At 59.6% G+C, this 23,575-nt stretch carries 27 protein-coding genes and 1 pseudogene; 16 read left to right on the top strand and 12 right to left on the bottom strand.

Translation table 11 applies throughout. The features are described from left to right. Positions 1–15 precede the first annotated feature (15 nt). The 4 genes from recF to dnaA form a co-directional block, all read right to left on the bottom strand. Positions 16–1,104, bottom strand: coding sequence for a DNA replication/repair protein RecF (gene recF / locus ACKTS9_RS10175; protein WP_407880579.1), 1,089 nt, complete (start codon positions 1,102–1,104; stop codon positions 16–18). Then, on the bottom strand, positions 1,101–1,313 hold the full coding sequence (locus tag ACKTS9_RS10170; protein ID WP_349216014.1) for an RNA-binding S4 domain-containing protein: 213 nt from the start codon (positions 1,311–1,313) through the stop codon (positions 1,101–1,103). Before ACKTS9_RS10170 ends, recF begins: the two co-directional genes overlap by 4 nt. 14 nt (positions 1,314–1,327) lie before the next feature. Further along, positions 1,328–2,428 (bottom strand): DNA polymerase III subunit beta, encoded by a 1,101-nt coding sequence (dnaN, locus tag ACKTS9_RS10165; protein WP_349216013.1) that lies wholly within the window; start codon positions 2,426–2,428, stop codon positions 1,328–1,330. Between the two features lie 277 nt (positions 2,429–2,705). Then, positions 2,706–4,007: a chromosomal replication initiator protein DnaA gene (gene dnaA, locus ACKTS9_RS10160; protein ID WP_349216012.1), complete on the bottom strand. Its 1,302-nt coding sequence runs from the start codon at positions 4,005–4,007 to the stop codon at positions 2,706–2,708. A 285-nt stretch (positions 4,008–4,292) separates the two neighbouring features. Between dnaA and rpmH the strand changes: the two genes are divergently transcribed. The 5 genes from rpmH to jag all read left to right on the top strand — a co-directional run bounded on the left by rpmH (position 4,293) and on the right by jag (position 7,289). Further along, a complete protein-coding gene (gene rpmH, locus ACKTS9_RS10155; protein WP_349216011.1) occupies positions 4,293–4,427 on the top strand; it encodes a 50S ribosomal protein L34 in 135 nt (44 codons plus the stop codon). A gap of 143 nt (positions 4,428–4,570) precedes the next feature. Further along, the gene (gene rnpA, locus ACKTS9_RS10150; RefSeq protein WP_349216009.1) at positions 4,571–4,903 is read left to right on the top strand and encodes a ribonuclease P protein component; all 333 of its coding nucleotides are present in this window, start codon (positions 4,571–4,573) and stop codon (positions 4,901–4,903) included. Then, positions 4,900–5,145 carry a membrane protein insertion efficiency factor YidD gene (gene yidD / locus ACKTS9_RS10145; protein ID WP_349216008.1) on the top strand — a complete coding sequence of 82 codons (246 nt, stop codon included), beginning with the start codon at positions 4,900–4,902 and terminating at the stop codon, positions 5,143–5,145. The genes rnpA and yidD overlap by 4 nt, the downstream gene beginning before the upstream one ends. A gap of 86 nt (positions 5,146–5,231) precedes the next feature. Continuing rightward, a complete protein-coding gene (locus tag ACKTS9_RS10140) occupies positions 5,232–6,245 on the top strand; it encodes a YidC/Oxa1 family membrane protein insertase (protein ID WP_407880574.1) in 1,014 nt (337 codons plus the stop codon). A 21-nt stretch (positions 6,246–6,266) separates the two neighbouring features. Beyond that, positions 6,267–7,289 (top strand): RNA-binding cell elongation regulator Jag/EloR, encoded by a 1,023-nt coding sequence (gene jag / locus ACKTS9_RS10135; RefSeq protein WP_407880572.1) that lies wholly within the window; start codon positions 6,267–6,269, stop codon positions 7,287–7,289. 45 nt (positions 7,290–7,334) lie between these two features. Here the strand turns inward: jag and ACKTS9_RS10130 are convergent, their stop codons facing one another. Further along, entirely contained in the window at positions 7,335–7,754 is a 420-nt protein-coding gene (locus tag ACKTS9_RS10130) for a hypothetical protein (protein ID WP_407880570.1), read from the bottom strand. A gap of 132 nt (positions 7,755–7,886) precedes the next feature. Here ACKTS9_RS10130 and ACKTS9_RS10125 point away from each other — a divergent pair, with 132 nt between their 5' ends. The 9 genes from ACKTS9_RS10125 to ACKTS9_RS10085 all read left to right on the top strand — a co-directional run bounded on the left by ACKTS9_RS10125 (position 7,887) and on the right by ACKTS9_RS10085 (position 13,939). Beyond that, positions 7,887–8,555: a Crp/Fnr family transcriptional regulator gene (locus ACKTS9_RS10125; protein ID WP_349214164.1), complete on the top strand. Its 669-nt coding sequence runs from the start codon at positions 7,887–7,889 to the stop codon at positions 8,553–8,555. 81 nt (positions 8,556–8,636) lie between these two features. After that, positions 8,637–8,951, top strand: coding sequence for a thioredoxin (trxA, locus tag ACKTS9_RS10120; protein ID WP_349214165.1), 315 nt, complete (start codon positions 8,637–8,639; stop codon positions 8,949–8,951). 9 nt (positions 8,952–8,960) lie between these two features. Further along, complete coding sequence (locus tag ACKTS9_RS10115; RefSeq protein ID WP_407880567.1) at positions 8,961–9,302, top strand: hypothetical protein; 342 nt, start codon at positions 8,961–8,963, stop codon at positions 9,300–9,302. Between the two features lie 141 nt (positions 9,303–9,443). Next, positions 9,444–9,881 (top strand): DUF2975 domain-containing protein, encoded by a 438-nt coding sequence (locus ACKTS9_RS10110; RefSeq protein WP_349214169.1) that lies wholly within the window; start codon positions 9,444–9,446, stop codon positions 9,879–9,881. A gap of 12 nt (positions 9,882–9,893) precedes the next feature. Further along, positions 9,894–10,103, top strand: a complete 210-nt coding sequence (locus ACKTS9_RS10105; protein WP_349214171.1) for a helix-turn-helix domain-containing protein — start codon at positions 9,894–9,896, stop codon at positions 10,101–10,103. Positions 10,104–10,107: 4 nt separating this feature from the next. After that, entirely contained in the window at positions 10,108–11,865 is a 1,758-nt protein-coding gene (locus ACKTS9_RS10100) for a DUF5301 domain-containing protein (RefSeq protein WP_407880564.1), read from the top strand. 21 nt (positions 11,866–11,886) lie between these two features. Next, complete coding sequence (locus tag ACKTS9_RS10095) at positions 11,887–12,210, top strand: hypothetical protein (protein ID WP_407880562.1); 324 nt, start codon at positions 11,887–11,889, stop codon at positions 12,208–12,210. A 60-nt stretch (positions 12,211–12,270) separates the two neighbouring features. Beyond that, a complete protein-coding gene (locus ACKTS9_RS10090; protein ID WP_349214176.1) occupies positions 12,271–12,489 on the top strand; it encodes a methylenetetrahydrofolate dehydrogenase in 219 nt (72 codons plus the stop codon). Between the two features lie 265 nt (positions 12,490–12,754). Further along, the gene (locus ACKTS9_RS10085; RefSeq protein ID WP_407880559.1) at positions 12,755–13,939 is read left to right on the top strand and encodes a helix-turn-helix domain-containing protein; all 1,185 of its coding nucleotides are present in this window, start codon (positions 12,755–12,757) and stop codon (positions 13,937–13,939) included. Between the two features lie 44 nt (positions 13,940–13,983). On the opposite strand, the gene ACKTS9_RS10080 is transcribed toward ACKTS9_RS10085, so the two are convergent. From ACKTS9_RS10080 to ACKTS9_RS10065, 4 genes are all read right to left on the bottom strand, one after another. Then, entirely contained in the window at positions 13,984–16,968 is a 2,985-nt protein-coding gene (locus ACKTS9_RS10080) for a glycoside hydrolase family 2 TIM barrel-domain containing protein (protein ID WP_407880557.1), read from the bottom strand. A gap of 167 nt (positions 16,969–17,135) precedes the next feature. Then, positions 17,136–17,933 carry an ABC transporter permease gene (locus ACKTS9_RS10075; protein ID WP_349213991.1) on the bottom strand — a complete coding sequence of 266 codons (798 nt, stop codon included), beginning with the start codon at positions 17,931–17,933 and terminating at the stop codon, positions 17,136–17,138. Further along, positions 17,930–18,817, bottom strand: coding sequence for an ABC transporter ATP-binding protein (locus tag ACKTS9_RS10070; protein ID WP_349213993.1), 888 nt, complete (start codon positions 18,815–18,817; stop codon positions 17,930–17,932). Before ACKTS9_RS10070 ends, ACKTS9_RS10075 begins: the two co-directional genes overlap by 4 nt. Continuing rightward, complete coding sequence (locus ACKTS9_RS10065) at positions 18,814–19,434, bottom strand: TetR/AcrR family transcriptional regulator (RefSeq protein ID WP_349213995.1); 621 nt, start codon at positions 19,432–19,434, stop codon at positions 18,814–18,816. The genes ACKTS9_RS10070 and ACKTS9_RS10065 overlap by 4 nt, the downstream gene beginning before the upstream one ends. Positions 19,435–19,574: 140 nt before the next feature. On the opposite strand from ACKTS9_RS10065, the gene ACKTS9_RS10060 reads away from it, so the two are divergent. After that, positions 19,575–20,093: a nitroreductase family protein gene (locus tag ACKTS9_RS10060; RefSeq protein WP_349213996.1), complete on the top strand. Its 519-nt coding sequence runs from the start codon at positions 19,575–19,577 to the stop codon at positions 20,091–20,093. Between the two features lie 31 nt (positions 20,094–20,124). Here ACKTS9_RS10060 and ACKTS9_RS10055 read toward each other — a convergent pair whose 3' ends face one another. From ACKTS9_RS10055 to pyrB, 3 genes and pseudogenes are all read right to left on the bottom strand, one after another. Continuing rightward, positions 20,125–21,147 (bottom strand): SDR family oxidoreductase, encoded by a 1,023-nt coding sequence (locus tag ACKTS9_RS10055; RefSeq protein WP_407880554.1) that lies wholly within the window; start codon positions 21,145–21,147, stop codon positions 20,125–20,127. Between the two features lie 61 nt (positions 21,148–21,208). Then, positions 21,209–21,499, bottom strand: a complete 291-nt coding sequence (locus ACKTS9_RS10050; RefSeq protein ID WP_349215450.1) for a hypothetical protein — start codon at positions 21,497–21,499, stop codon at positions 21,209–21,211. After that, a pseudogene (pyrB, locus tag ACKTS9_RS10045) lies at positions 21,473–22,375 on the bottom strand (aspartate carbamoyltransferase); the annotation flags it as partial. The pseudogene pyrB and the gene ACKTS9_RS10050, both read right to left, overlap by 27 nt. 208 nt (positions 22,376–22,583) lie before the next feature. On the opposite strand from pyrB, the gene cysK reads away from it, so the two are divergent. After that, on the top strand, positions 22,584–23,519 hold the full coding sequence (gene cysK, locus ACKTS9_RS10040; protein WP_349215449.1) for a cysteine synthase A: 936 nt from the start codon (positions 22,584–22,586) through the stop codon (positions 23,517–23,519). The last annotated feature ends 56 nt before the right edge of the window (positions 23,520–23,575 follow it).

Genomic DNA, 23,575 nt, shown 5'->3' with positions numbered 1-23,575 from the left:
GTTTTTCTTCCTCCTTCAGCACTCGCTTAAAACGCCGCTCTCCATCCGGTACACTTTTCCGTCCGTCTTTGCGAACAGGGAAGCGTCGCAGGCCGTCACAATGGTCTGCCGGTGCTCCATGCGGCTGAGCAGATACGCCTGCCGCGCATCGTCCAGTTCGCTGAGCACATCGTCCAGCAGCATCACCGGGTGCTCTCCCGTAATTTTCTGGGCGCCGGCCGCCTCGGCCAGCTTCAAACTCAGCACCGCCGAGCGCTGCTGGCCCTGGCTGGCAAAACTTTTGGCGTCCCGCCCGTCCAAAAACAGGCTGAAATCCTCCCGGTGGGGCCCCACCGTGCAGAACCCCGCCGCCAAATCACGCCCGCGCACCGCCCGAATCCGCTCAAGCAGCGGTTCGTCAGCAGTAAAGCAGGCTTCGTACTGAACTTCCAGTGTTTCTTTTCCGTTTGAAATATCACGGTATATCGATAAAATATCCGGTTTAATCTGCGCAAGATAAGCTTGTCGGCGCAAGCTGAGCTGCGTGCCTGCGTCGGCAAGCTTTTCATCGAACACATCCAGAAGTTCCGCCGCGTCGGGCGTTTGATAATATTGCTTCAAAAGGGCGTTTTTCTGGGCGGTCAGCCGGGTGCAGCTGCGCAGAAGTTTGATGTAGTCCGGATACAGCTGGCACAAAGCCGCGTCCAGAAATTTTCTGCGCCCGTCAGGCCCGCCCTTGACCAGGCTCAGATGGCCCGGTGCGAACACCACTGCCGTGAAGGTGCCTGCAATGGAGGAGGCCCGGCCCCGGTCCACACCGTTGACCCGGGCGCTGCGTCCTTTTTTCCCGGCACTTGCGTCCGCCACCAGAATGCGGATGTTATTTTCCCGGGTCTGGTTCTGGCTGACGCCCTCCAGCACCGCGAAACCGGCGCCTTCCCGGATCAGCTCCGCGTCTTTGGAGCCACGGAAGCTCTTGCCGCCGGTCAGCATCCACACGGCCTCCAGAAGGTTGGTCTTTCCCTGGCCGTTCAGGCCGCAGATCACGGTCAGCTCCCGGCCCGGCGAAAACTCCGCCGCCGGAATGTTGCGGTAATCCCGCACCGACAAATGTGTTAAGATCACGCGCCTGTTACCTCGATGACTGCGCCGTCAAATTCCACCCGGTCGCCCGGCCGCACTTTTTTGCCGCGCAGCGTGCACACTTCGCCGTTGTATTTCACAAGGCCGTCCTGCACGGCGTTTTTCGCTTCGCCGCCGGTCTCGCACAGCCCGGAAAACTTCAAAAGCGCGTCCAGCTTGATGAATTCTGTTTTGATTGCAATGGTCTTCATCTGTGCCCTCCGCCTCAGTCGTTTTTAAAGCGGACCGGCAGAACCAGGAACAGGAAGTCCCCGCCGTCCTTGGGCAGAACTTTTACCGGGGAAAGAGGTCCGCTCAACTCAAACACCAGTTTGTCGCACCGGGAATAGCGCAGCGCGTCCAGCAGGTAGCGGTTGTTGAAGCCGATCTCCACCGGATCGCCCTCCACCTGGGCGGGCAGTTCGTCCACCACTTTGCCCAGTGTGGTCTGGCAGCGGACGGTGATGTGGTCGTCAAACATCACACGCAGGGGGTTTTTCAGCCGTTCGGTAATAATCAGACTGGCGCGTTCAATGGTGGTGGCGAAGTCGCGCACATCCACCGTCACGCGGGTCTTGTATCCCTCGGGGATGACCCGGCGGTAATCCAGAAACTCGCCTTCGATCAGGCGGCTGATGACTGTGTAGCTCTGGGTGGCGAACACCACGAAACGGCGGTTGGCCGAAATGTGGACCACCTCGTCCGCCTCGCCGAACAGCTTTACCACTTCGCTGAGGGTTTTGGCCGGGATGATGATGTCGATTTCCTTGGTGGCCTGGACCGGTTTTTCAATAATGGCCAGGCGGTATCCGTCCAGCGCGACCACGGTCAGCTTTTCCGGCGTAATGGAGAACAGCGCACCGGTGTGCGCGGGTTTCTTGTCGTCGGTGGAAACAGCGAACAGGGTGGTGTCCACCATCTCCTGCAGATCGGCGGTGTCCATGTCCAGAGTTCTGTCTGCGCCGGGATTGGGCAGGTCCGGGAAGTCGCCGGGGTTCAGGCCCATGATGTCAAATTCCGTGATACCGCCCTTGATGGTGGTCGCGCCCGAATCCTGCGCGTTAATCTCCACCTCTTCGCTGGGCAGGCGGCGGACCATATCGCCCAGAAGCTTCGCGGGAAGCACCGCGTCGCCCGGCTCCAGCACATTGGCCTCGATGGTGGTGGTGATTCCCATTTCCAGGTCGTAACCGGTCAGCGTCAGGCTGAAGCCTTCAGCCTTCATCAGAATGCCTTCCAGCACGGGGATGCTGCTGCGCTGGGTCACGGCCTTGGAAACACCCGCAATGGCATTGGCCAAAAGGGTGCGGTCACAGATCAGTTTCATAAGGTTCCTCTTTTCTGTTAAGTCTTGGCTGTTTTTCAAAAATTTAAGAAAAATAGAAATTTAAACGTAATCGTAGTAGTAGGGTCGGTTGAATTGTTGAAGAAAGTGTGCGGACAGGCCTGAAAAAAGGCTTTTCCGTTTTCAGGAGGTCTGTGAAGGGACTGTGGAAAAGTTGTGAGTTTCAACAGGGAGGTTTTTCCAACGGGACAAACGGTGGAAAACTTGTGTTGAATGTTGAAAAACATGTTGAAAAGTAGAATAACTGTTTAAAAGGTTTTCAGGCCCTCACATTTTTGATAATATCCTCGATGGTTTCCCGGGTGCGGGGGTCGGTATCCATCTTTTTCTGAATGTCGCTGATGGAATAAACCACTGTGGAGTGGTCGCGGCCGCCGAATTCCCGGCCGATGTCCTCCATGCTCATGCCCGTGATCTCACGCACCACGTACATGCTGACCTTGCGGGCGTTGGAAACATTGGACCGCCGTGTGGGGCCGCGCAGCGCTTCCGGCGTGGTGTTGTAGGTGCGCGCCGCTTCGGAGAGAATCTTCTCCACGGTCACGGGAACCGGCTGGATCTCGTTGAGAATGTCCTTGATGGCGTTCTGCGCCGCGCCGATCACCGGCTGAATGCCCTCCAGCTTCCGGTAGGCGTCCAGCTTTTTCACGGCGCCTTCCAGCTGCCGGATGTTGTTTTTCAGGCGGTTGGCAATGTACTCGGCCACGTCGTCGGGCATATCCAGGCCCAGCAGATCAGCTTTCCGGCGGATGATGGCCACACGGGTCTCAAAATCAGGGGGCTGAATATCCGCGATCAGGCCCATTTCAAAACGGGTGCGCAGACGGTCCTCCAGGCTTTTGATCTCCCGGGGCGCCCGGTCCGATGCCAGAACGATCTGTTTGCCGGCATTGTACAGCGTGTTGAAGGTGTGGAAAAACTCTTCCTGGGTGGATTCCTTGCCGCCGATGAACTGAATGTCGTCCACCAGAAGCACATCCGCCGCCCGGTATTTGTTGTGGAACTGAGCGGTGGTGTTGTCGTGAATGGCGTTGATGATCTCGTTGGTAAATTTTTCGCCGTCCACATAGACGATGTTGTAATCGGGGTGGTTTTTCTGGATCTCCGCCTTGATGGCGTTCAGAAGGTGGGTTTTGCCCAGTCCCGAGTCACCCCAGATAAACAGCGGGTTGTACGCACCGGAGGGGTTGGCCGCCACGGCCTGTGCCGCCGCGTGGGCAAACTTGTTGGTGGAACCCACGATGAAGGTCTCGAAGGTGTAGGAATAATTTCCGTCCGGCTGCTGCACGGGCGCGGCGCTGGGGGCCGGCTGCGCACTGGGCAGCACGAACACCAGGTTCGGCTCGAAGCCCAGAATCGTGCGGAACGCCTCGGGGATCAGATCCGGATAACGGTTTTCGATGGTATTTTTTACAAAATCCGTGCGCACCTGCAAAGTGGCCGTGTTTCCGTCAAAGTCCACCGGCTCAATATCCGCAAAAAACAGATTGTATGTGGCCAGAACCACATTTTGTTTGCAGTATTCCTTCACAGCGTTGAACACTTCGTTAAACGAATTCATACTTTCAAAAACAACTCCTAATGATACAATACAATAGATAGATAAAGTATATCACAAAAGTGCTCTTTTCGCAATGCTTATATTATATAAGTATAATAGCCGCCGCGCCTTTTCAAACGCGGAGGAAAAAACAAAAGCGGCAAAAGAAAGAAAAAAGAGTTGACAAACCCTGTATTTTTCTGGTATAGTTCTATTTTGCAGGGCTGTCTCTATGAATCAACAGCCACATTAGACAAAATTAAAAAGAAACCCACAACATCTTGTGGTTGTAGAGGAGGAAGAAAGATGAAGCGTACTTTCCAGCCCAAAAAGATTCACCGCGCGAAAAAACACGGTTTCCTGGCTCGTTCCAAGAGCAGCGACGGCCGTAAGGTGCTGGCTGCCCGCCGCCGCAAAGGCCGCGCGAAACTGGCTGCCTGAGAAAAGGCGATGGTTCCGGACCATGTCCGGAGATGAAAAATGCAGAAACAGGCGGTGTTTGGCCGCCGAGGAAAAGGCCACTCAAAACGTGGCCTTTTTGTTTATATCCGCGAAGGCGGCAAGGGAAAGGATGTCTCTGGCACATGCGCTATGAGCCAATCACAAGAAACAATGATTTTGTGCGCGCGTATTCGCGCGGAAAATCCTATGTGCATTCACACATTGTTTTGTATGTTCGCAAGAACCGTGCGGGCCACACCCGCGTAGGGCTCACGGCCAGTAAAAAAATCGGCAATGCGGTGATGCGCAACCGCGCGCGCCGGGTGATGCGCGCGGCGCTGTATCAGGTGCTGGACCGGGACCTGGGCCCGGTGGACATCGTGCTGGTGGCCCGGGGCATCACACCGCGGCTGAAAAGCACCAAGCTGGCGCCCACCCTGCAAAAGCTGCTGCAGGACGCAGGTCTTTTGCAATGAGGGTGTGGATCCGGCGGCTGTTTATCCTGCCCATCAAAGGATATAAAAAATTTATTTCACCCCTGCTCGGCAACAATTGCCGGTTCTATCCCACCTGCTCGGAATACATGATGCAGGCCATTGAGATCCACGGCGTGATCAAGGGCATTTTGCTGGGCACCTGGCGCATTTTGCGCTGCAACCCCCTTTGCAAGGGCGGCATTGATCCCGTTCCGCCCAAGGGAAAATGGAAAAACGGGTGATTTTTTCAAGTCTCCGAAATACGCGCGCCGCGCACGCGCGTCCCTCTTAAAAAAAACGCCCCGCGCAGGCAGACAGGAAAATGTAAATGAACATATTCGGCTTTCTCGCACCCCTTTTAGGCTGGATCATGGAGTGGATCTATCGGTTCATTCCCAACTACGGCTGGACCATGATCCTCTTTACCCTGCTGGCAAGGCTGCTGATGTTCCCGCTGAGCATCAAACAGCAGAAGAGCACGGCGCGCATGTCGGCTTTTCAGCCCATGATGCAGGAGATCCAGAAAAAATACGCCAACGACAAGCAGCGCCAGAACGAGGAAATGATGAAGCTGCAGCAGGACGCGGGCTTCTCCATGACCGCCGGCTGTCTGCCCATGGTCATCAACATGTTCGTCATCTTCGGCGTCATCGAAGTGGTGTACCGTCCGCTGCAGTACGTGCTGCTGGTCTCCAAAGATGTCATCAATGAGATGGTCACCCTGGCCAATGAGACTCTGGGCACCTCTCTGGACGCGGCCCATTACACCGTGCAGAACGCGCTGATCAACCTGGTCAAACAGAACCCCGAGACCTTCAGTGATCTGCTGGGAGACAAGCTGGACTCTGTGGTCAACTTCAACTTCACCTTCTTCGGCATCGATTTGTCTCAGGTCCCCAGCGAAGTAGGCTTCTTCAGCGTGGCCATCATCATCCCGGTTCTGTCTGTGCTGACCATGATTCTGGTGAACGTGGTCACCATGAACATGAGCGGTCAGCAGATGAGCGGCAGCATGAAGTTCCTGCCCTGGGCCATGAGCATTATGTTCGGTTTCATCACCTTCACGGTGCCTGTGGGCTTCTCGCTGTATTACACCGCGTCCAACGTGTTTGCGCTGGCGCAGTCCATCGTCCTGAAGAAAATGTACAACCCTGAGAAGATCAAACAGCAGGTTCAGGAAGAGATCGAGGCAAAGCGCGCAGAGCGCAAGAAGAAAAAGCAAGTCAAAGTGGTGGCTGCCGACGGCGCCGAAGTAGTCAAGGACGTGTCGCAGGCCGAGCTGGACCGCATTCGTCTGGAGCGCGCGCGCCAGATGGAAGACGAACGTTACAAAGACGAATAAGCGCACTGGGAGGAATCAGAGATGCGTGAAGTTATCATGACAGGCAAAACCGTGGAAGAGGCCACGGAGCTGGCTTTCGCCGAGCTGGGCGTCGCCGCAGAGGACGCCAGCGTGGAAGTGCTGGAGCTGCCCCACAGACGCTTCTTCAAAACCATCCCCGCAAAAGTTCGTGTCAGTGTAGAAGAGCCGGAAGCCCCGGAAAAGACCGAGGCCCCGGCGCCTGCGCCGAAGGCGGAAAAGCCTGTGCAGGAAAAAGCAAAACCCGCGCCGAAGCCGGCTCCCGCACCGGTGGAGGAGCCGGCGGTGCAGCCTGCCGCCGAAGAGAGCGAGAAACCGGAGGAGACCCCGGTGGATCTGGAAGCAAACCCCAAGGCGAAAGTGGCTGTGGAATATCTGAAGGAAGTTGCCACCTGCATGGGCGCCACCAAGATCACCGTTGAGGCGGTCCGCCAGGGCGAGACCATCATCCTGAAAGTCGAGGGCGAAGACAGCGGAATCCTGATCGGCCACCGCGGCGAGGTCATGGAGTCCCTGAGTTATCTGTGCAGCCTGGCCGCCAACCGTGTGGAAGGCGATTACGCCAAGATCGGCCTGGATGTGAACCATTACCGCGCCAAACGGGAAGCCAATCTGGAAGCGCTTGCCAAACGCATCGCCGCCAAGGTGGCGCGCACCGGCCGCAGCCATACGCTGGAGCCCATGAATCCCTATGAGCGCCGCATCATTCACTCGGCCGTCAGCCAGGTGGAAGGCGTGAAGAGCGAGTCCACGGGCGAGGGCGCCAACCGCCGTGTGGTCATCATGTCCACCGACCCCGCCGCCCGCAAGGACAGCCGGGACCGCCGGGAAAAACGCGGCGGAAAAGGCGGACGCCAGGGCCGCGGCCGCGGCGGAAAGGGCTCCCGTGAGCCCCGTTCGTCCACACCGGGCCGTGAGTTTGCCGACCGTCCCCGTGATCCCTCGGCGGCGCCTGTGGTGCCCGTCCGCACGGAGACCATCAACGACGGCGCAGACCTTCCTCTGTTTGGAAAAATCGAACTGTAAGCAAAAAACTCCCGATGGAACATCCGTCGGGCGTTTTTTTATCATTTATTCGACGCTTGGTGTTAGCTGTTCGGCTGTTGAAGCAAACCAAATGTCTACTGTGCCTTCCATTTTTTTGCCTGAGTTTGTGCAGAATCCGATGCGGTTTTCGCCTGCACAGGGTTCTTGGTTGTAGATCCACAGGCTTGTTTTTGCGTCCACCTGTACGATTCCGCCGCCTGTGTCCACTCGGATATAGTCGTCACCTTTATTTTCAACATACATTCCCCAATAGGGTGCCTGCGAATCAAGCGTCAGAGTGGTATTGAAATATTCGCTTTTACACAGGTCCAGGGAACGGCTGTGTTCTGCCTGCATACATGCGGGGGACGCCTGCGACAAATCGGACGTTTCCACTCGAACGTCTTTTTTGCAGCCTGCCAGTAAAACGAACGCGAGAAGAACTACGAAAGAGATTCTTTTCATAGGAATCCCTCCCTTTTCAGGTTGATTATACAGGATGTTTTTTTTTCATGTAAAGTGAGGTTGGAATTTTAGATTGAAATTTTTCCGGTTTGCCGTTATCATGAAAAAGAGAACCAAGCGAGGTGTTTTCTTTTGGAACTGAAGGAGTTTTTTCCTTTTTGGAAAACGTTGACCCCGGACCAGCAGGCCCGCATGACGGCTTCGGCCAGAGCATATACCGCCAAAAAGGGCGAAGTGCTGCACCGCGGACAGGCGGACTGTCTGGGCCTTGTGTGCGTGCAGAGCGGCGTGCTGCGGGCGTATACCATCTCTGACGAAGGGCGCGAGATCACACTGTACCGGCTGTATCAGCGGGACGTGTGCCTGTTCAGCGCGTCCTGTGCCATGCGGGCCGTGGATTTTGATATTTTTATCGAAGCGGATCAGGAGTCCCTTTTGTGGATCATTCCGCCCGAGGTATACCGGCAGCTGATGGAGCAGAGCGCGCCGGCCGCCAACTTTACAAATGAGCTGATGGCGGGCCACTTTTCCGATGTGATGTGGCTGCTGGATCAGGTGCTCAACAAAAAGCTGGACGCACGCCTGGCGGCGTTTCTGCTGGAGGCCGCCGACCGGGAGAACAGCGACTCTTTGTCCTTGACCCACGAGGCGGTGGCCGGAGAGCTGGGCAGCGCCCGGGAAGTGATCTCCCGCATGATGAAATATCTGCAGAGCGAGGGCATGGTGGCGGTGAGCCGCGGCTGTGTACAGCTGGTGGACCGGGCCGCACTGGAACAGCTGGCCGGCGACAGCCTTCGGTGATTTGGTCACATACAACGGGCTTTTTTCGGTGTATTCTTAAGACACAAACAAACAAGATGCACTTGAAAGGAGCGTTTAAAGATGGCAGTAGAGCATGTTGGAACCGTTGATTTTGAGGAGAAGGTGCTGCGGCAGACAAAGCCGGTGCTGGTGGATTTCTGGGCGCCCTGGTGCATGCCCTGCCGGATGTTCGGCCCGGTGCTGGACAAGGTGGCAAAAGAGACCGAAGGCGCGGCCCATGTGGTCAAAGTCAACATTGACGAAGAGCCGGAGCTGGCTTCCCGCTACGGCGTGATGAGCATTCCCACCGTATTAGTGTTTCAAAACGGGCAGGCCGTGAACCGCAGTGTGGGCGTGCAGACGCCGGCGGCGGTCAAAGCCATGCTGAACGTGTGAGGTGTCTGAATGGAAAAAAAACGGCTTTTGGTGGTCCTAGCGGCCGCTGTGCTGCTGTACGCGGCAGGGGCCGTTTTTTCCTATGCTTCTTTCCGCACGGCCAACCCGGCCGCAGCGGCAGGAGCTCTGGCCCGGGTTTTGGTCACGGACGCGCAGTACGCACAGGCTTCACCGGACGTGATTCTGGCAAAGCCGGGCGCCAGCCTGGATGAATACATGGAAGACCTGGGATACCGCCGGGCGCCGGAAGAACAGATGGGCTCGCTGGCGGTGTTTATTGGTGAGGACGGCCGTCAGGTGATCCACTGCACACAAAACCGGTATTTTTCCAGATGGGTGCGGCAGTCATAAAAATAAAACAATGCGGAAAAGCGGAGGCATTTGCCTCCGCTTTTATTGTATCACAAATGATTTTTATTGTTTTTCAATAAAAAATACTTGAAAAACAAAAAATAATGTGCTATGATGAGGCCAACAAAGGAGGAATCCGGTATGAAATGGAACAACGATCGAAGTCTGTTGCTCAGCCGCGTGTGCGTGTGGGTGTTCACGGTGCTGCTGGCGGCCCTGCTGCTCACCGCCCCCTGGTTCTGGAACTGGATTCTGTGGCGTTCCAGCGTGCGCATGGTGTACATTGGGGTCACCTATGCCTCGGGCGTGCCGGCGGCGGTGGTCCTGTTCTGCCTGCACCGGCTGCTGCGCAACATCAGCGAGGAAGAAGTGTTCATTCAGGAGAACGTGCGCAGCCTGCGCATCATGTCCTGGTGCCTGATGGCGGCCGCGCTGGTATATCTGGTGGGCAGCCTGTTTGACTGGTATCTGGTGGTGCTTGCGGCTGCGGCTGCCTTTGTGGGGCTGATTCTGCGTGTGGTGAAAAATGTGTTTGCCCAGGCAGTGGAGCTGAAAAACGAAAACGATTTTACCATCTAGGAGGTGCGCGCAATGCCGATTATCGTAAACATCGACGTGATGATGGCGCGCCGGAAAATGAGCGCCGGAGAACTGGCCGAAAAGGTGGGGATCACTCCGGCAAACCTGTCCATTCTGAAAAATAATAAGGCAAAGGCCATTCGGTTTTCCACGCTGGAGGCGCTGTGCAAGGCGCTGGACTGTAAACCCGCGGACATTTTGGATTACGTAGAAGAGGAGTAGGACAATGGAAGAAAGAAGCATTCCGATGGGCACAAGCGGCCCGTCTTGTTTCCGTGCGCCCGTTTTTCAAAAAGAGGATGTCTGGTTCGCACTGGGCTTTCTGGTGCTGGGCTGGCTGTATCTGGACCTGGCGCTGTTCCGGGAACTGTTTTCATGGCTGCCGGGCGAATACAGCTACCCGGTGTTCTGCGTGCTGTACGCGGCGGCGGTTCTGGGGTATCTGGCCCGTGCGGGCATCCGGCCGCCAAAGGAGAGCTGGTTCTGGCTGGTGCTGCTGGCGGCGCAGTGCCTGGCGCCCGTCACCGGAGGTACGTATTCTTCCGGGGCGATGCGGTTTTTCACCGGGTTCGGCCAGTGGATGATGATGCATTTTACCGCTGCTTACTGGGCGCTGAGCGCCGGCGGACGGCTGCTGAAAGAGGGCCGCACCTCCAACTGGCTGTTTTTTGATGCGCTGAACGCCGCCTTTGTGGTGCCCTGGGGCAACTTTTTCCGGCTGCCGGCGGCGCTGTTCTGGGGCGCGCGGCAGGCGCTGGCTCGCCGGAAGGTGCGCCGCACATCGCCCGCGCAGCGGCGCAGGGTGCTGTCCGTACTGGGCGGCGTGCTGATCGCTCTGGTATGCCTTTGCTTTGTGCTGCCGCTGCTGATGCAGGCGGACGCGGGCTTTGCGGCACTGTTCCGGGATGTGGGGGACTGGATGTCCCACTGGATCAACGGTCTTTCCCGCCGGCTGCTGGACGGTGTTTCCTTCGGGCATGCGGTGCTGTCGGTTCCGGTGGCGCTGTATTTGTACGCCATTGCTTACGGCAGTGTGCGGGGCCGCCGAACAAGCCTGTACGACAAGCGGGAAGTGTGTGCGGTGCAGCGGGGCGTGCGGCAGCTGTCCCGCACCACGGTGGTCACGGCGCTGGGCATTCTGGCGCTGGTGTATGTGCTGTTCATCGCCTTGCAGGCAAACCATTTGTTCGGTGCGTTTTTCGGTCGTCTGGCCGAGGGCTTTTCCTATGCGGAATATGCCCGTCAGGGCTTTTTCGAGCTGTGCCGGGTGGCTGCCATCAACATCGGGATCCTGCTGGCCGCCAACCTGGCCAGCCGGGCGCCCATGGAGGAAAACCGCATGCTGCGCATCTGCAACAGCGTGCTGTCGGTGCTGACGCTGCTTTTGATCGCCACGGCAGCCAGCAAAATGGCGCTGTACATTCAGGCGTACGGCCTGACGGTCAAGCGGGTGTTCGCCAGCGTGTTTCTTGTGTGGATGGCCATTTCCTTTGTGCTGATCCTCATCCGGCAGGTGCGCCGGTTCCGGCTGGTTCCCTGGATGGTGTTCACCGGGGCGGTGCTGTACTGCGCGCTGTGTGTGCTGCCGGTGGAGGCGGGCATTGACGCCTACAATCAGGCCCGGGTGGAAGCGGGCACGCTGCGCCCCGCGGCACAGACGCTGCTGGACCTGCCCGACGGCAGTGCGGCGGAGATGGCCTTGACCGGCGAGGACGCCATGGCCATGACCGATGAGGGCTGGAAGATCCAGACCGCGCTGCAGATCCTGCGGCAGAACAGTGCCCGGGCAGCGGCGGAGAGCCTCAGCGATGAGCCGCAGCAGGCCCAGGAGCTGTTGACGCTGGAGTTTTACCGCGGAGCGGATGCCTACCGGGTGTACGCCTACCGGCGCAGCGGTGCCTGCTGGCTGGAACAGCCCTACAACGGCATATATGCGCTGCCGGAAGAAGATTTTCAAACGCTGTGGAGTTTGCTGGAAGAATAGACGGAAAGGGGAATGGGACAAATGGGTGCTGCGTGGATGAATCTGGCAAGTCTTTTGCTGGGGCTGGCCGCCTGGGCGCTGCCGCTGACGGGGCTGGCACTGCGCAAAAAAGCCCGCGGCTGGGTGGCGGCGGGGCTGGTGGTGCTCAGCGGGCTGTTCTGCGCGCTGGCACTGTATCTTCAGATCTGTTATCAGAATCACCTGGTGGAGATCGGGGACATCAGTGCCATTCTGGACACGGCGGGGCCTTTGGTGCTGGTGGCCGGGGTGCTGCTGGGCGTGACGGCGGTTCTGGATGTGGCGGTGCTGGGCACTGTGTGCGGCGAGGCTGTAAAAGAAGCTTGACGCGGGTGCGGTTTGCGGGTACAATTTGCTGTGAGACAAACAAAAAGGAGTTAATCGCATATGAAAGCACGCATTCCCAAACACCGTGAATTTATCATCAGCTTCGCGGAAGGCTACGACAAGGCCGACGAGTGCTGGGACAAACTGCAGGAGATCATGGACGCTTATAAAAAAGAGGGAAAAAGCGTTTACACGCCCACCTTCATTGAGGACAACGAGGACAAGGTCAAAGCGCTGCAGGAGAGCTACGAGTTCACCTACACCATTGAAGAGCGCTGAACCGTTCTGTTGAAAAGTGGAAAAAACAAAAACGATGCGGCGGTGCTGAACCGGACCGGAGCCCCAAAGGGGGAGCGGCTCGGGCAGGCACCGCTGCCTTTTTTTGGTCGGTCACAGTGAAAACAGCGCCGGGTTTTCCACAAAAAGAGGCGTTGTTGTGGAAAAAATGCTCGCCGCTACCGCTGGTTGCCCAAAAGAAAAGAAGGTTAGGTAGCGGCAGAGCGCCGTTTCTGCTACAATGAAAACACAAAAAGGGGGCGATGACATGGAGTTCGGGCCGCGGATCGCCGCGCTGCGCAGGCAGGCGGGGCTGTCACAGGAGGCGCTGGCCGAAAAGGTGGGTGTCAGCCGGCAGGCCATCGGAAAGTGGGAGTCCGGCGCCAGCCTGCCGGGTGTGGAAAACCTGCAGGTGCTGGCAAAGGCACTGAACGTCAGCTGTGACGAGCTGATCACGGGACGCAGCCCCCAGCCGCCCCAGCCGGACGGGCTGGAAGCAGTGAAGGAACTGCTGGCGGAAAAGCAGCGCAGGGAAAAGCGCAGAAGTCTCTGGCGGATGTGCGGCGCGGGAGCGCTGACAGTGTGTCTGGTGTGCGCCGGAGCCTACGGGGCGGGCCGCATCGCGGAACTTCGCAGCCAGGTGAACGGTTTGTCTCAGCAGATCGCCCAGATCCAGGGCGATATGAACCACAGCATCGGAAACATCCGCAGTGAGATTCAGGAAAGTCTGGAACAGCAGGCCAGCATCGTGGCGGACTGGAATTTTTCCTATGGCGATTACGACCACAAGACCAAAACCGTGGAGGTGTTCGCCCGGGCAACCCCAAAAACCTGGGTGGAGGGACAGACCGCCCAGTTCGTTTTTCTGCTGGACAACGAGACACTGGCGGTGGACGGCCAGTGGAAAGACGGAAGCTTTTCGGCGCAGACCCCACTGCCCATGGCCGATATGGTCAGCATGAGCGTGCGTTTTTCCGCCGAGGGCGTCACCCAGACCCAGCAGCTTCTGGAACCTTCGCCCCTGCGGGAGACCTTTACCCTGCAGATGCAACTGTATGCGCTGGGGCCGGGCGCATACTGGAGCACCGGTCAGACAGCGGTCACCTATCATCAGGAAGCCGGGCAGGCGGAGCTGATGATGGTTCTGCCCATGCAGGACGACCGGCCGCTGAACTGGCCCGTGGAGGGCCAGCTGAAGCTGATACTGGTGGCCGACGACGGCCAGCGGCTGGAATTGGACCGGCAGCCGGTGACCCTGTGCGGTCCGAAGGAACCGGGCGAGGGCCCGGATTACACCCTTTTGCTGGATCTGCCCGACAAAGAATATTCGGTGAATCTGAAGGAAGCGTTCGGCATTTCTCTGGATTCGGTCAACCAGTGGCCGGAAAGCGTGTACGAGCTGGAGTACACCGATGCTTTGGGCGAGGTGCACACGGTGAGCAGTCTTTACTGAACAGAAAAACGCGCGGGACCTGCGGGTCCCGCGCGTTTGTTTTTTTATTCGCCGATGCCCTCGAACACAAACCGGAAGGTTTGGCCCGGCGCAAGACGGCACAGATGTTCCGGATGAGGTTTGGCGCCCCAGCTGTTGTCGCCGCCCACGCCCATCTGACCTATGGTGCAGCGCACCACGGTTTTGGTCACAGGGGGCAGCTCGTACGCATGGCGGGCGTTTTCCACCTCGTGGGGGGTGTAGGGCAGCACGCTCACGTTCATGCCGTCCTCGCTGGAAAAGCGCATGCCCAGGCCGTTTTCGTCGGTCACTTCGGCCCAGCGAACGCCGGTGCGGTTTCCGCACTCCTGCGGGACCGCATAGGGCGTCATATTCTGCTGTGCGGTGGTCTCGTAAATGCCCAGCATGGCGCCGCTGCAGCGGTCGCAGTAGTTCTCTTCGGGGCCCATGCCGTAATAGCGCACCGCGGAAAAACGGGAGGGCAGAACAAATTCCATGCCGAATTCCGGCACGCAGACTTCCTTCTTGCCGTTCCAGGTCAGCGTCACTTCCACGCGGCCGTCACCGGTGATGTTGTACAGAACCGACACGGCGGTGCGCTCGGGCGTGGCCAGGTTGTAAATGGCTGCGATGCGGGCGGTCAGTGCGTCGGAATACATGCCGCACTGGGCCATGCGCGCATAGGTGCCCGCGCATTTCCACACGGCATATTCCGCAGGCATCTGGCAGCCCAGATCGTTGCTGGTGGGCGCGCGCCAGAAACTGAGCTGCGGCTGGGTCAAAAGCAGTTCGGCGCCGCAGCGGCGGTAGGAGATAAGGCCGCCGGGCTTGCGGCTGAACAGAAGGTCAAACCGCTCGCCAAAAACGCCCATATTGTAGTCGCCGTCCACTGCGCGCACGGGCAGAAGGCAGCTGGAGACAGGCTGTTCGTTGCGGGTGATGAACTGGCCCTGCGCCACCACGTGGTCCGCCTTGGCCCAGGCGGTATCCTCGGGCAGAATGACGCTGGCGGTGACGGTGTACTCGCCCGGGTCAGTGGGCACCACAAAGGGCAGAGGCATGGCTGCAAAGCCGCCGGGCTGCGCCTCGGCATGGACTTCGCGGCTCTCCCGCAAAACGCCGTCTGCGTACAGCTGAATGCGGACGTTGTAGGCCGCCAGGTCCGTGAACAGCGAATAGTTGCGGATGGTCACATCGTATTTGGAGACCAGAATCTCAAAGTCCGCATAGCAGGCTTTCACTTCCTGCAGTTTGGGCGAGGGGGTGCGGTCCGCAAACAGAAGACCGTTGCAGCAGAAGTCAAAATCCGAGGGGCGGTCGCTGAAGTCGCCGCCGTAGGCCGTGTAAGCGGTGCCGTCCGGCGCCAGCGCCAGCAGGCCCTGGTCGATGAAGTCCCAGATAAAGCCGCCCTGGTAGCTGCGCTCGTGGCGGGCCAGCTCGGTGTATTCCCGCAGACCGCCGCAGGAGTTGCCCATGGCGTGGGAGTATTCGCAGCAGATCAGCGGATGGCCCGGATTGCCCGCCAGAAAATCTTTCAGCCCCTCCACCGGGGTGTACATCTGACTCTCCATATCGCTGGTGGAATTGTAGCGGCGGTTGTGGAACACGCCTTCGTAATGCACCAGGCGGGAGGGGTCCTTCTCGCGGAAATAGTTGCTGACGTCGTACAGCACCGAGCCGCCGCCGGACTCGTTGCCGCAGCTCCAGATCAGAATGGATGGATGGTTTTTATCCCGCTCCAGCATGGCTTTGGCACGGTCCATCACCGCGGGCTTCCAGTCCTCGCGCTCGCCGGGCAGGCTGTTTTCGTCAAAACGGTCTCCGTCCGGTTTGCACCAGGTGCCGTGGGTCTCCAGGTTCATCTCATCCACCACGTACAGCCCGTAGAAATCGCACAGGTCGTACCATTCGGTGCGGTTGGGGTAGTGGCTGGTGCGCACGGCGTTGATGTTGTTCTGTTTCATCAGGATGACGTCGGCTTCCATCTCTTCCAGCGTCAGGGTACGGCCTGCGCCGCAGTCCCATTCGTGGCGGTTCACGCCTTTGAACACGATGCGCTTTCCGTTGATGAGCATGATGCCGTCCCGCATTTCAAACCTGCGGAATCCGGCGTTCATGGGGATCTGCTCCACCAGGCGGCCCGCCGCGTCGTACACACGCAGAGTGTAGGGGTACAGATAGGGGTCCTCCGCGCTCCACAGGTGAGGCTCGGCAATGGAGACGGTCATCTCCACCTCATGGCTTTCAATGGGGGCTTCCTCCACCAGGCCGCAGAAATCCAGCTCGATGCGGCCGCCCAGGTTGCCCTCCAGCTTCAGGGAGACACCCAGGGTGCCCACGGAGAAATCGTCGCTGAGGTAGGGGGTGGCAAACACATCGTCCACATGCACGTGGGGTACCGAGTACAGCGTCACACTGCGGAACAGGCCCGGCATGCGCCAGAAATCCTGGTCTTCCAGCCAGGAGCCGGAGCAGTACCGGAACACCTGCACGCCCAGCCGGTTGACGCCGTCGGGGTCCACAAAGTCGGTCAGATCAAAGCAGGCGGGGGTGAAACTGCCCTCGCTGTATCCCACAAATTTTCCGTTGCACCAGACGGCCAGAGCGCTGTCCGCTCCGTCGAAGCGCACCCGCACGGAGTTGGTCCAGGCGTCGGGAATGGTGAACTCCCGCACATAGGTGCCCGTGGGATTGGACCGGGTGGGAATCTGGCCCGGCACGATTTTTTCGGTGCCGTCCCAGGGATACATGATGTTGGTGTACTGCGGCGTGCCCCAGCGGCCGCCGCCCTGCAGGGGAATGGCGCCCGGTACTTCGATCTCATCCCACTTTTCCACACTGTAGTTCAGTGCGGAAAAGCCCCGCGGCGCTGATTCGGGCGTGGGCGACCAGGCAAATTTCCAGGCGCCGTCCAGGCTGACCTCAAAGGGCTCGCCCTGCACGTCTACAAAGGGATGGGAAGAGTGTGCTTCCAGACGGTTTACCGCGAACACAGCCGGGTCCGCAAGCCATTTCAGCTCAAAGTCCATACAAAGAAACGCTCCTTCTTCGTTTGATTTATCGGTTACAGCGAGCCGCCCGCACGGTTACCCGCGGGCGGCTCGCTGTCTCTTTTTTGTTAACTTTATTAAACCATAGATGGGCTTTTGTTGCAAGGCGCTGGAAGAAAAAAGAGCGGAAAATGATGAAGTGTGTCTCACAGGGGAAGATCCCGCCGGGAGAAGGCCACCGCGCCCAGACAGTACATGGACGAACCCCAGCCGTACAGGATCAGCAGCCGCCCGATGGCTCCGCTGTCTCCGGCCAGCAGACCGTCGGTGTCAAACAGGGTCAGGGGCGTGCACAAGCGCAGCCAGTCAAAGGTGTCGCCCACCTGGCTGAGCATCTGGATCAGCACGAACAACACGCACAGACCGGCCGCGATGCCCGCGGCCAGCCGGGTCTCGTTGAACAGGCACGAGCACAGGAAGGCAAGCCCTCCGAAGAACACGTGCAGCCCCAGCAGTCCCACGTTCAACAGGGCAAAGTGCTCCAGGTCCAGCTCGCCGGGAAACATCAGCTGGGCCGCTGCGGTGCACAGCCCGAAGGCCCAGGCGCACAGCAGCAGGGTGAAGCTGAACAGCACCGCCGCCTGGGTCCACACAATGCCCGCCCGGGTGTGGGGCGAGGCCAGCAGATACGCCATGGAGCCCTTGTCCACATGCCCGGCCACCAGACCGGCCGCCAGAATCAGAATGGCCACCATGGGCAGCACGATAAACAGAAACCCGTACAGATAGTTGGCCAGAAACTCGGTCAGCGTGGCGCCCGGGTCCGTCATGTTGAAGGCGGCGAAAATCTGGGGCATGCTCTCGGCCATCATGGCCAGGCTCTCGCCCAGCTTGGGGTCGAACATGCTCACGATCATACTTCCGTACAGGGTCATCACCGCCGCAAACACCAGCGCCAGCACCCAGTGGGCGCGCACCTCGCGGCGAAACAGCGTCAGGCTCATTGCTCCTCACCTCCGTAATAGTGCAGAAACCGCTCTTCCAGGGTCTGGCTGCGGGCCTGCAGGTCCGCCACCGGGTAGCAGGCGGCCCGCTTCAAAAAGCTGTCCACACTGCCCTGCACACAGGCGGTCACCACGCAGCCATTCCGGGCCGCACCGGTCAGGCCGTCCGCAAACAGAAGCGCGGCTTTTTCGGTTTCAAAGCGCAGGGTGAACACCCGGTTCTGGGCGCCCCGCAGCGCCTGCACCTGCTCGATGGCGGCAATGCGGCCCGCCCGCAGCATGGCTGTGCGGGTGCACACCCGCTCCACTTCTTCAAACAGATGGCTGGACAGAAGGATGGTCTTGCCCCGGGCCTTTTCCTCTTCCAGCAGTTCCAGAAAACGGCCCTGCATCAGCGGGTCCAGTCCGCTGGTGGGCTCGTCCAGCAGATACACTTCCGGGTCGCCCAGAAAGGTGCACACCAGCCCGATTTTCTGCTTTTGGCCCTTGCTCATTTTGCGAATGCGGTTTTTGCGGTCCACTTCGAACCGGTCGCACAGCGCGCGGCAGCGGGCGCTGTCCCGCACGTGCTTCATGCTGGCCACAAAGCGCAGAAAGCCGTCGCCGGTCATGTCCCCCGCCAGAGACAGTTCCCCGGGGAGATAGCCCACCTTTTCCTGCACGCGGCGCGCGTCGGCAAAGCAGTCCATCCCGGCAATGCGCACCCGGCCGCTGTCCGGCCGGACAAAGCCCATCAGATGGCGCATGGTGGTGGTTTTTCCGGCGCCGTTGGGCCCCAGAAATCCAAAGGCCTCGCCGGCGCTGACCCCAAAGCTTACGTCAAAGACTCCGCGGCCCTTTCCGTAGTCCTTGGTGAGGTGCTCCACTTGAATCAGATCGCTCATAAAAACTCCTCTTTGTATGAAATTTTGCGGAAGTGTTCCAGCCATCGGGAAAACTCTTCCATGACCCGCACCGGCTCCACCGGGGTGCCGGTGCGCCGCTTTTCATCCAGATAGCCCGCCGTCATCCAGGTGATCATGCGCAGGATCTCTTGGGGGTCCACCTCGGGCCGGAACCTGGAAAAGTCCACGCCGGTGAAAAAATCCGTCTGCGCGCTTTTCAAATCCAGCGCCAGCGTGTTCTGAATCCTGCGGGAGATCTCCTCGTCCCGGCTTTCAAAGGCGCGCAGGGAGAATTCCAGCAGCCAGGGGCATTGCTCCATCAAAGCCACCTTTGCCTGCCCGCCCAGAAGCAGCAGCTCAAAAAAATCGGTCTGCCCGGCGGCCTGCATGGCTTTCAGCTGCCGGTCCACCAGGCGCACCGCCTGGTCGTAGCAGAACAGGTACAGCTGTTTTTTGTTGTGAAAGTAGTAAAACAGAAGCCCCTTGGGAATGCCCGCCTGCGCCGCAATGTCGTCGGTGGAGGCGTGCCGGTAGTCGTTGCGCGCAAAAACCTTCATGGCGGCGTTCAAAATGCGCAGCTGTTTTTCCCGGGGCAGATGTTCAAAAGCCGGTTTCATGGTCCCCGCCTCCGTTTCTAACCTTATTATAGAGGATTGACTGACCGGGACAAGCCCCCGCCGAAAACTTTTTTTGCCCCGGTTGACGCGGCGCGGCCGGAAGGGCTATCATAAAAGAAAAAACGTGGGAGGTCTTTTGCATGGAGACAATGGAAGCGATCCGCACCCGCAGAAGCGTGCGCAAATTCACGGGGGAGCCCATTTCCCGTTCACAGCTGCAGACCCTGCTGGAGGCGGCCATGTACGCGCCCAGCGCCCACGACCGGCGCCCGTGGGAGTTTGTGACGGTCACCCGCCCGGAGACCCTGGCAGATCTTGCCGAAAAGGGGCGCTGGTGGAAAATGCTGCCCCAGGCGGGCACCGGCATTCTGGTGTGCGCAGACATGAACAAAGGGGAAAAAATCGTGCCGGAAATGCACCTGAACGGCTGCAGCGCGGCCATCCAGAACATTTTGCTGGCCGCCCATGACATGGGCCTGGGCGCGGTCTGGCTGGGCGTGTGCGAGGGCAGCGATCTGGAGCCGCTGGTCCGCGAGATGTTCCATCTGCCGGACCACATCCGCGTGGCGGGCATGGTGGCGGTGGGCCATCCGGACGGGCAGCCCCAGCAGCCCGAGACCCGGGTGGATCTTTCCCTGTGGCACGAAGAGCAGTGGTAAAAAAAACGGCAGGATAAAACCTGCCGCTTTTTTATGCCTGAAACGCCGCCAGCCCCGCCTGATAAGCGGCGCAGACCCGGTCGCACCAGCGGTCGAACACGGGGTCCGGCTCCTGGCATTCCGGGTGGGCGCACATGTATTCCACCGCCTGCCGGATCCCTTCGGCCATGGACACGGTACACACAAAGTCCGGCACCAGACGCTTGATCTTGGTGTTGTCGAACAGGACGTTGGCACATTTGTCGCCGTGCAGATCGCCGTTCAAGTCATACTCGTCCTGGCAGGCCACCAGAAAATCGGTGGCGATGTGCACGGGGTTCAGCTCCACGCCCAGCGCCCCGGCAAGAATTTCGTAAATGCGGTTCCAGCTCAGCGCTTCGTCGCTGGTGATATGCACCGCACTGCCCAGCGCCCGGGGATTGCCCATGAGACCCACAAAGCCTTTGGCAAAATCCGACGCATGGGTGGCAGTCCACAGGGAGGTTCCGTCGCCGGGAATGATGGTGGGCTTTCCTTCGCGCATGCGGGCCAGGACCTGCCAGTTGCCCCGGGTGCCGTGCAGAGCCACGGGTGCCTTGCGCTCGCAGTAGGTGTGGCTGGGCCGCACGATGGTCACGGGGAACCCGGTCTCCCGCATGCGGGCGTTCAGAGCTTCCTCGCAGGCGATCTTGTCCCGGGAATACTGCCAGAAGGGATTGACCAGAGGCGTGGACTCGGTGATGGGCAGCGCCGCCAGGGGTTTCTGATAGGCCGACGCGCTGCTGACAAACAGATACTGGCCGGTGCGCCCGTCAAACAGGTCCATGTCCCGGCGCACGTGGTCGGGCGTGAAGGCGATGAAGTCCGCCACCACGTCAAAAGTGCGGCCCGCCAGCACCCGCGCCAGCGCATCGGGGTCCCGTACGTCGGCACAGAGCACCTGTGCACCCTCGGGAACCCGGTCCATGCAGCTGCCCCGGTTCACCAGCGTCAGCTGCCAGCCGCGCCGGGCCGCCAATGCGCAGACCGACTGGCTGATGGTGCCGGTGCCGCCCAGAAACAACGCTCGTTTCATCTTGAAAACCTCCTTATGAAAAAAGACAGGCCCAGATTCCGGGCCTGTCTGGATGGATTTCTCAGGCCTGATACTCGTGCTCGCAGTACAGGCAGCGGTAGGTGCCTTTGTCCGCGTCGGCCAGGGTGAACACCTGCGCAAGCCCCTGCTCGGTGGTGGTGATGCAGTGGGGGTTTTTGCAGCAGACCGCGTTCACGATGCGCTCCGGCAGCTGGACGCCCGCGGGGTCCGCCCCCTGCAGAACCTCCAGCACTCGTGCGGGCAGAGCGGTCTTCTCGCGGGTGCAGATCTGGGCGGCACAGGGTTTTTCAAAGCCGCCCGCCTGCTCCAGCAGCGTCAAAATCAGCGCCATGCGGATGTATTTTCCGCACAGAGCCTGCTCGAAGTACAGCGCACGGGGATCGTCGTCCACCTCCGGGGCGATCTCGTTGACCCGGGGCAGCGGATGCAGAACGATCATCTCCGCGGGGGCCAGCTTCATTTTCTCTCCGTCCAGAATGTAGCTGTCCCGCAGGCGCAGGTAGTCCTCCCGGTTGGCAAAGCGCTCCTGCTGCACGCGGGTCATGTACAGCACGTCCGCCTGGGCCAGCCCCTTCTCCAGGCTGTCGGTCTCCTCATAGGCGAAGCCGCCCGCGTCCAGCTCGTCCAGAATGTAGGTGGGCATGCGCAGCTCGTCCGGGCTGACCAGAATGAACCGCACGTCCTGATAGCGCATCATGGCGCGGACCAGGCTGTGCACCGTGCGGCCGAACTTCAAGTCACCGCACAGGCACAGGGTCAGCCCGTTCAGGCGGCCCTTGTGGCGGTGAATGGTCAAAAGGTCCGTCAGCGTCTGGGTGGGATGCTGGTGGCCGCCGTCGCCGGCGTTGATGATGGGGCATTTGGCAAACAGCGCGCCCACGCCCGCAGCGCCCTCTTTGGGATGGCGCATGGCGATCACATCGGCGTAATTGCCCACGATGCGCACCGTGTCCGCCACGGACTCGCCCTTTGTGGCGGAAGAGGAGCTGGCGGAAGAAAAGCCCAGCACGCTGCCCCCAAGCTCCAGCATTGCGGCTTCAAAGCTCAGGCGGGTACGTGTACTGGGCTCAAAAAACAGGGTGGCCAGTTTCTTTCCCGCGCATTTGTGGGCATAGGCCTGAGGATGGTCGATGATGTCGTCGGCCAGTGCCAGCAGGCGGTCAATTTCCTCCACGGTCAAATCCAGCGGGCTGATCACATGTTTCATGATGAAGACCTCCTAAATTTATCGTAACTTTTCCCGTTCAATACTATAGCAGTTTTGCACGGCCGGCGCAAGGCACTCGGGGCAAAAAAACAGCGGCCGAACAGGCCCGGTTTCAATTTCCTGTTGACAAAGCGCCGGTGTTTTTTTATAATCACCATAAACAATACTATTTTAGTGTAAATAAAAGAATTGAGAAAGGAACGATCGTATGTCTCGTATTTATACAAGTGCGGACCAGCTGGTGGGCCGCACGCCCCTGTTGGAACTGAAGCGCCTGGCACACAGCGAACAGCTGAACGCCCGGCTGCTGGTAAAGCTGGAGCTGTTCAACCCCGGCGGTTCGGTGAAGGACCGCATCGCCAAAGCCATGCTGGACGACGCCGAGGCACGCGGCCTTTTGAAGCCGGATTCGGTGATCATCGAGCCCACGTCCGGCAACACGGGCATCGGTCTGGCGGCCATGGGCGCGGCCCGCGGCCTGCGGGTGATTCTGGTCATGCCCGAGACCATGTCGCTGGAGCGCCGCCGCCTGATGCAGGCCTACGGCGCCGAGCTGGTGCTGACCGAGGGCGCCAAAGGCATGAAGGGCGCCATTGCCAAAGCGCAGGAGCTGGCGCAGCAGATTCCGGGGGCGTTTATGCCGGGTCAGTTCACCAACGAGGCCAACCCCACGGCGCACTGGCAGACCACCGGCCCGGAGATCTGGCAGGACACCGACGGTCAGGTGGACCTGTTTGTGGCCGGTGTGGGCACGGGCGGCACCATCACCGGCGTGGGCGGCTATCTGAAACAGCAGAACCCCGGGGTGAAGGTGGTGGCTGTGGAGCCGGCCGATTCGCAGGTGCTGGGGGGCAAAGACCCCGGCCCGCACAAGATTCAAGGCATCGGCGCGGGGTTTGTGCCTGCGGTGCTGAACACCGGCGTGTACGACGAAGTGATGCCGGTGCGCAGTGAGGACGCCTTTGCGGCCAGCCGTCTGCTGGGCCGCACGGAAGGGGTGCTGGCAGGCATCTCCTCGGGCGCGGCGCTGTGGGCGGCCATGGAGCTGGCCCGCCGGCCGGAGAACCGGGGCAAAACCATTGTGGCGCTGTTGCCGGACACCGGCGAGCGCTATCTCTCCACGGGCCTGTTCAGCGAAGAATAAAAAAAGAAGCCGGTCAAACCGCAGGGTTTGACCGGCTTTTTGCTTTTGGGATGCGC

This window comes from Owariibacterium komagatae (assembly GCF_045865535.1).
Lineage (GTDB): Bacteria > Bacillota > Clostridia > Oscillospirales > Ruminococcaceae > Ruthenibacterium > Ruthenibacterium komagatae.
Note: the sequence above shows the minus strand (reverse complement) of the source record. Positions and strands in the feature narration are given on the sequence as shown.

Excerpts from the sequence above, each read along its gene's own strand:
- ACKTS9_RS10095 (WP_407880562.1), top strand. The coding sequence starts at position 11,887 with ATGGGTGCTGCGTGGATGAATCTGGCAAGTCTTTTGCTGGGGCTGGCC.
- ACKTS9_RS10110 (WP_349214169.1), top strand. The coding sequence starts at position 9,444 with ATGAAATGGAACAACGATCGAAGTCTGTTGCTCAGCCGCGTGTGCGTG.
- dnaA (WP_349216012.1), bottom strand. The coding sequence starts at position 4,007 with ATGAATTCGTTTAACGAAGTGTTCAACGCTGTGAAGGAATACTGCAAA.
- ACKTS9_RS10170 (WP_349216014.1), bottom strand. The coding sequence starts at position 1,313 with ATGAAGACCATTGCAATCAAAACAGAATTCATCAAGCTGGACGCGCTT.
- ACKTS9_RS10050 (WP_349215450.1), bottom strand. The coding sequence starts at position 21,499 with ATGGCGCTGATTTTGACGCTGCTGGAGCAGGCGGGCGGCTTTGAAAAA.
- ACKTS9_RS10115 (WP_407880567.1), top strand. The coding sequence starts at position 8,961 with ATGGAAAAAAAACGGCTTTTGGTGGTCCTAGCGGCCGCTGTGCTGCTG.
- ACKTS9_RS10105 (WP_349214171.1), top strand. The coding sequence starts at position 9,894 with ATGCCGATTATCGTAAACATCGACGTGATGATGGCGCGCCGGAAAATG.
- ACKTS9_RS10090 (WP_349214176.1), top strand. The coding sequence starts at position 12,271 with ATGAAAGCACGCATTCCCAAACACCGTGAATTTATCATCAGCTTCGCG.
- ACKTS9_RS10055 (WP_407880554.1), bottom strand. The coding sequence starts at position 21,147 with ATGAAACGAGCGTTGTTTCTGGGCGGCACCGGCACCATCAGCCAGTCG.
- ACKTS9_RS10070 (WP_349213993.1), bottom strand. The coding sequence starts at position 18,817 with ATGAGCGATCTGATTCAAGTGGAGCACCTCACCAAGGACTACGGAAAG.
- ACKTS9_RS10130 (WP_407880570.1), bottom strand. The coding sequence starts at position 7,754 with ATGAAAAGAATCTCTTTCGTAGTTCTTCTCGCGTTCGTTTTACTGGCA.
- trxA (WP_349214165.1), top strand. The coding sequence starts at position 8,637 with ATGGCAGTAGAGCATGTTGGAACCGTTGATTTTGAGGAGAAGGTGCTG.
- ACKTS9_RS10140 (WP_407880574.1), top strand. The coding sequence starts at position 5,232 with ATGAACATATTCGGCTTTCTCGCACCCCTTTTAGGCTGGATCATGGAG.
- ACKTS9_RS10075 (WP_349213991.1), bottom strand. The coding sequence starts at position 17,933 with ATGAGCCTGACGCTGTTTCGCCGCGAGGTGCGCGCCCACTGGGTGCTG.
- ACKTS9_RS10065 (WP_349213995.1), bottom strand. The coding sequence starts at position 19,434 with ATGAAACCGGCTTTTGAACATCTGCCCCGGGAAAAACAGCTGCGCATT.
- jag (WP_407880572.1), top strand. The coding sequence starts at position 6,267 with ATGCGTGAAGTTATCATGACAGGCAAAACCGTGGAAGAGGCCACGGAG.
- ACKTS9_RS10100 (WP_407880564.1), top strand. The coding sequence starts at position 10,108 with ATGGAAGAAAGAAGCATTCCGATGGGCACAAGCGGCCCGTCTTGTTTC.
- yidD (WP_349216008.1), top strand. The coding sequence starts at position 4,900 with ATGAGGGTGTGGATCCGGCGGCTGTTTATCCTGCCCATCAAAGGATAT.
- rpmH (WP_349216011.1), top strand. The coding sequence starts at position 4,293 with ATGAAGCGTACTTTCCAGCCCAAAAAGATTCACCGCGCGAAAAAACAC.
- rnpA (WP_349216009.1), top strand. The coding sequence starts at position 4,571 with ATGCGCTATGAGCCAATCACAAGAAACAATGATTTTGTGCGCGCGTAT.
- cysK (WP_349215449.1), top strand. The coding sequence starts at position 22,584 with ATGTCTCGTATTTATACAAGTGCGGACCAGCTGGTGGGCCGCACGCCC.
- dnaN (WP_349216013.1), bottom strand. The coding sequence starts at position 2,428 with ATGAAACTGATCTGTGACCGCACCCTTTTGGCCAATGCCATTGCGGGT.
- ACKTS9_RS10080 (WP_407880557.1), bottom strand. The coding sequence starts at position 16,968 with ATGGACTTTGAGCTGAAATGGCTTGCGGACCCGGCTGTGTTCGCGGTA.
- ACKTS9_RS10085 (WP_407880559.1), top strand. The coding sequence starts at position 12,755 with ATGGAGTTCGGGCCGCGGATCGCCGCGCTGCGCAGGCAGGCGGGGCTG.
- ACKTS9_RS10060 (WP_349213996.1), top strand. The coding sequence starts at position 19,575 with ATGGAGACAATGGAAGCGATCCGCACCCGCAGAAGCGTGCGCAAATTC.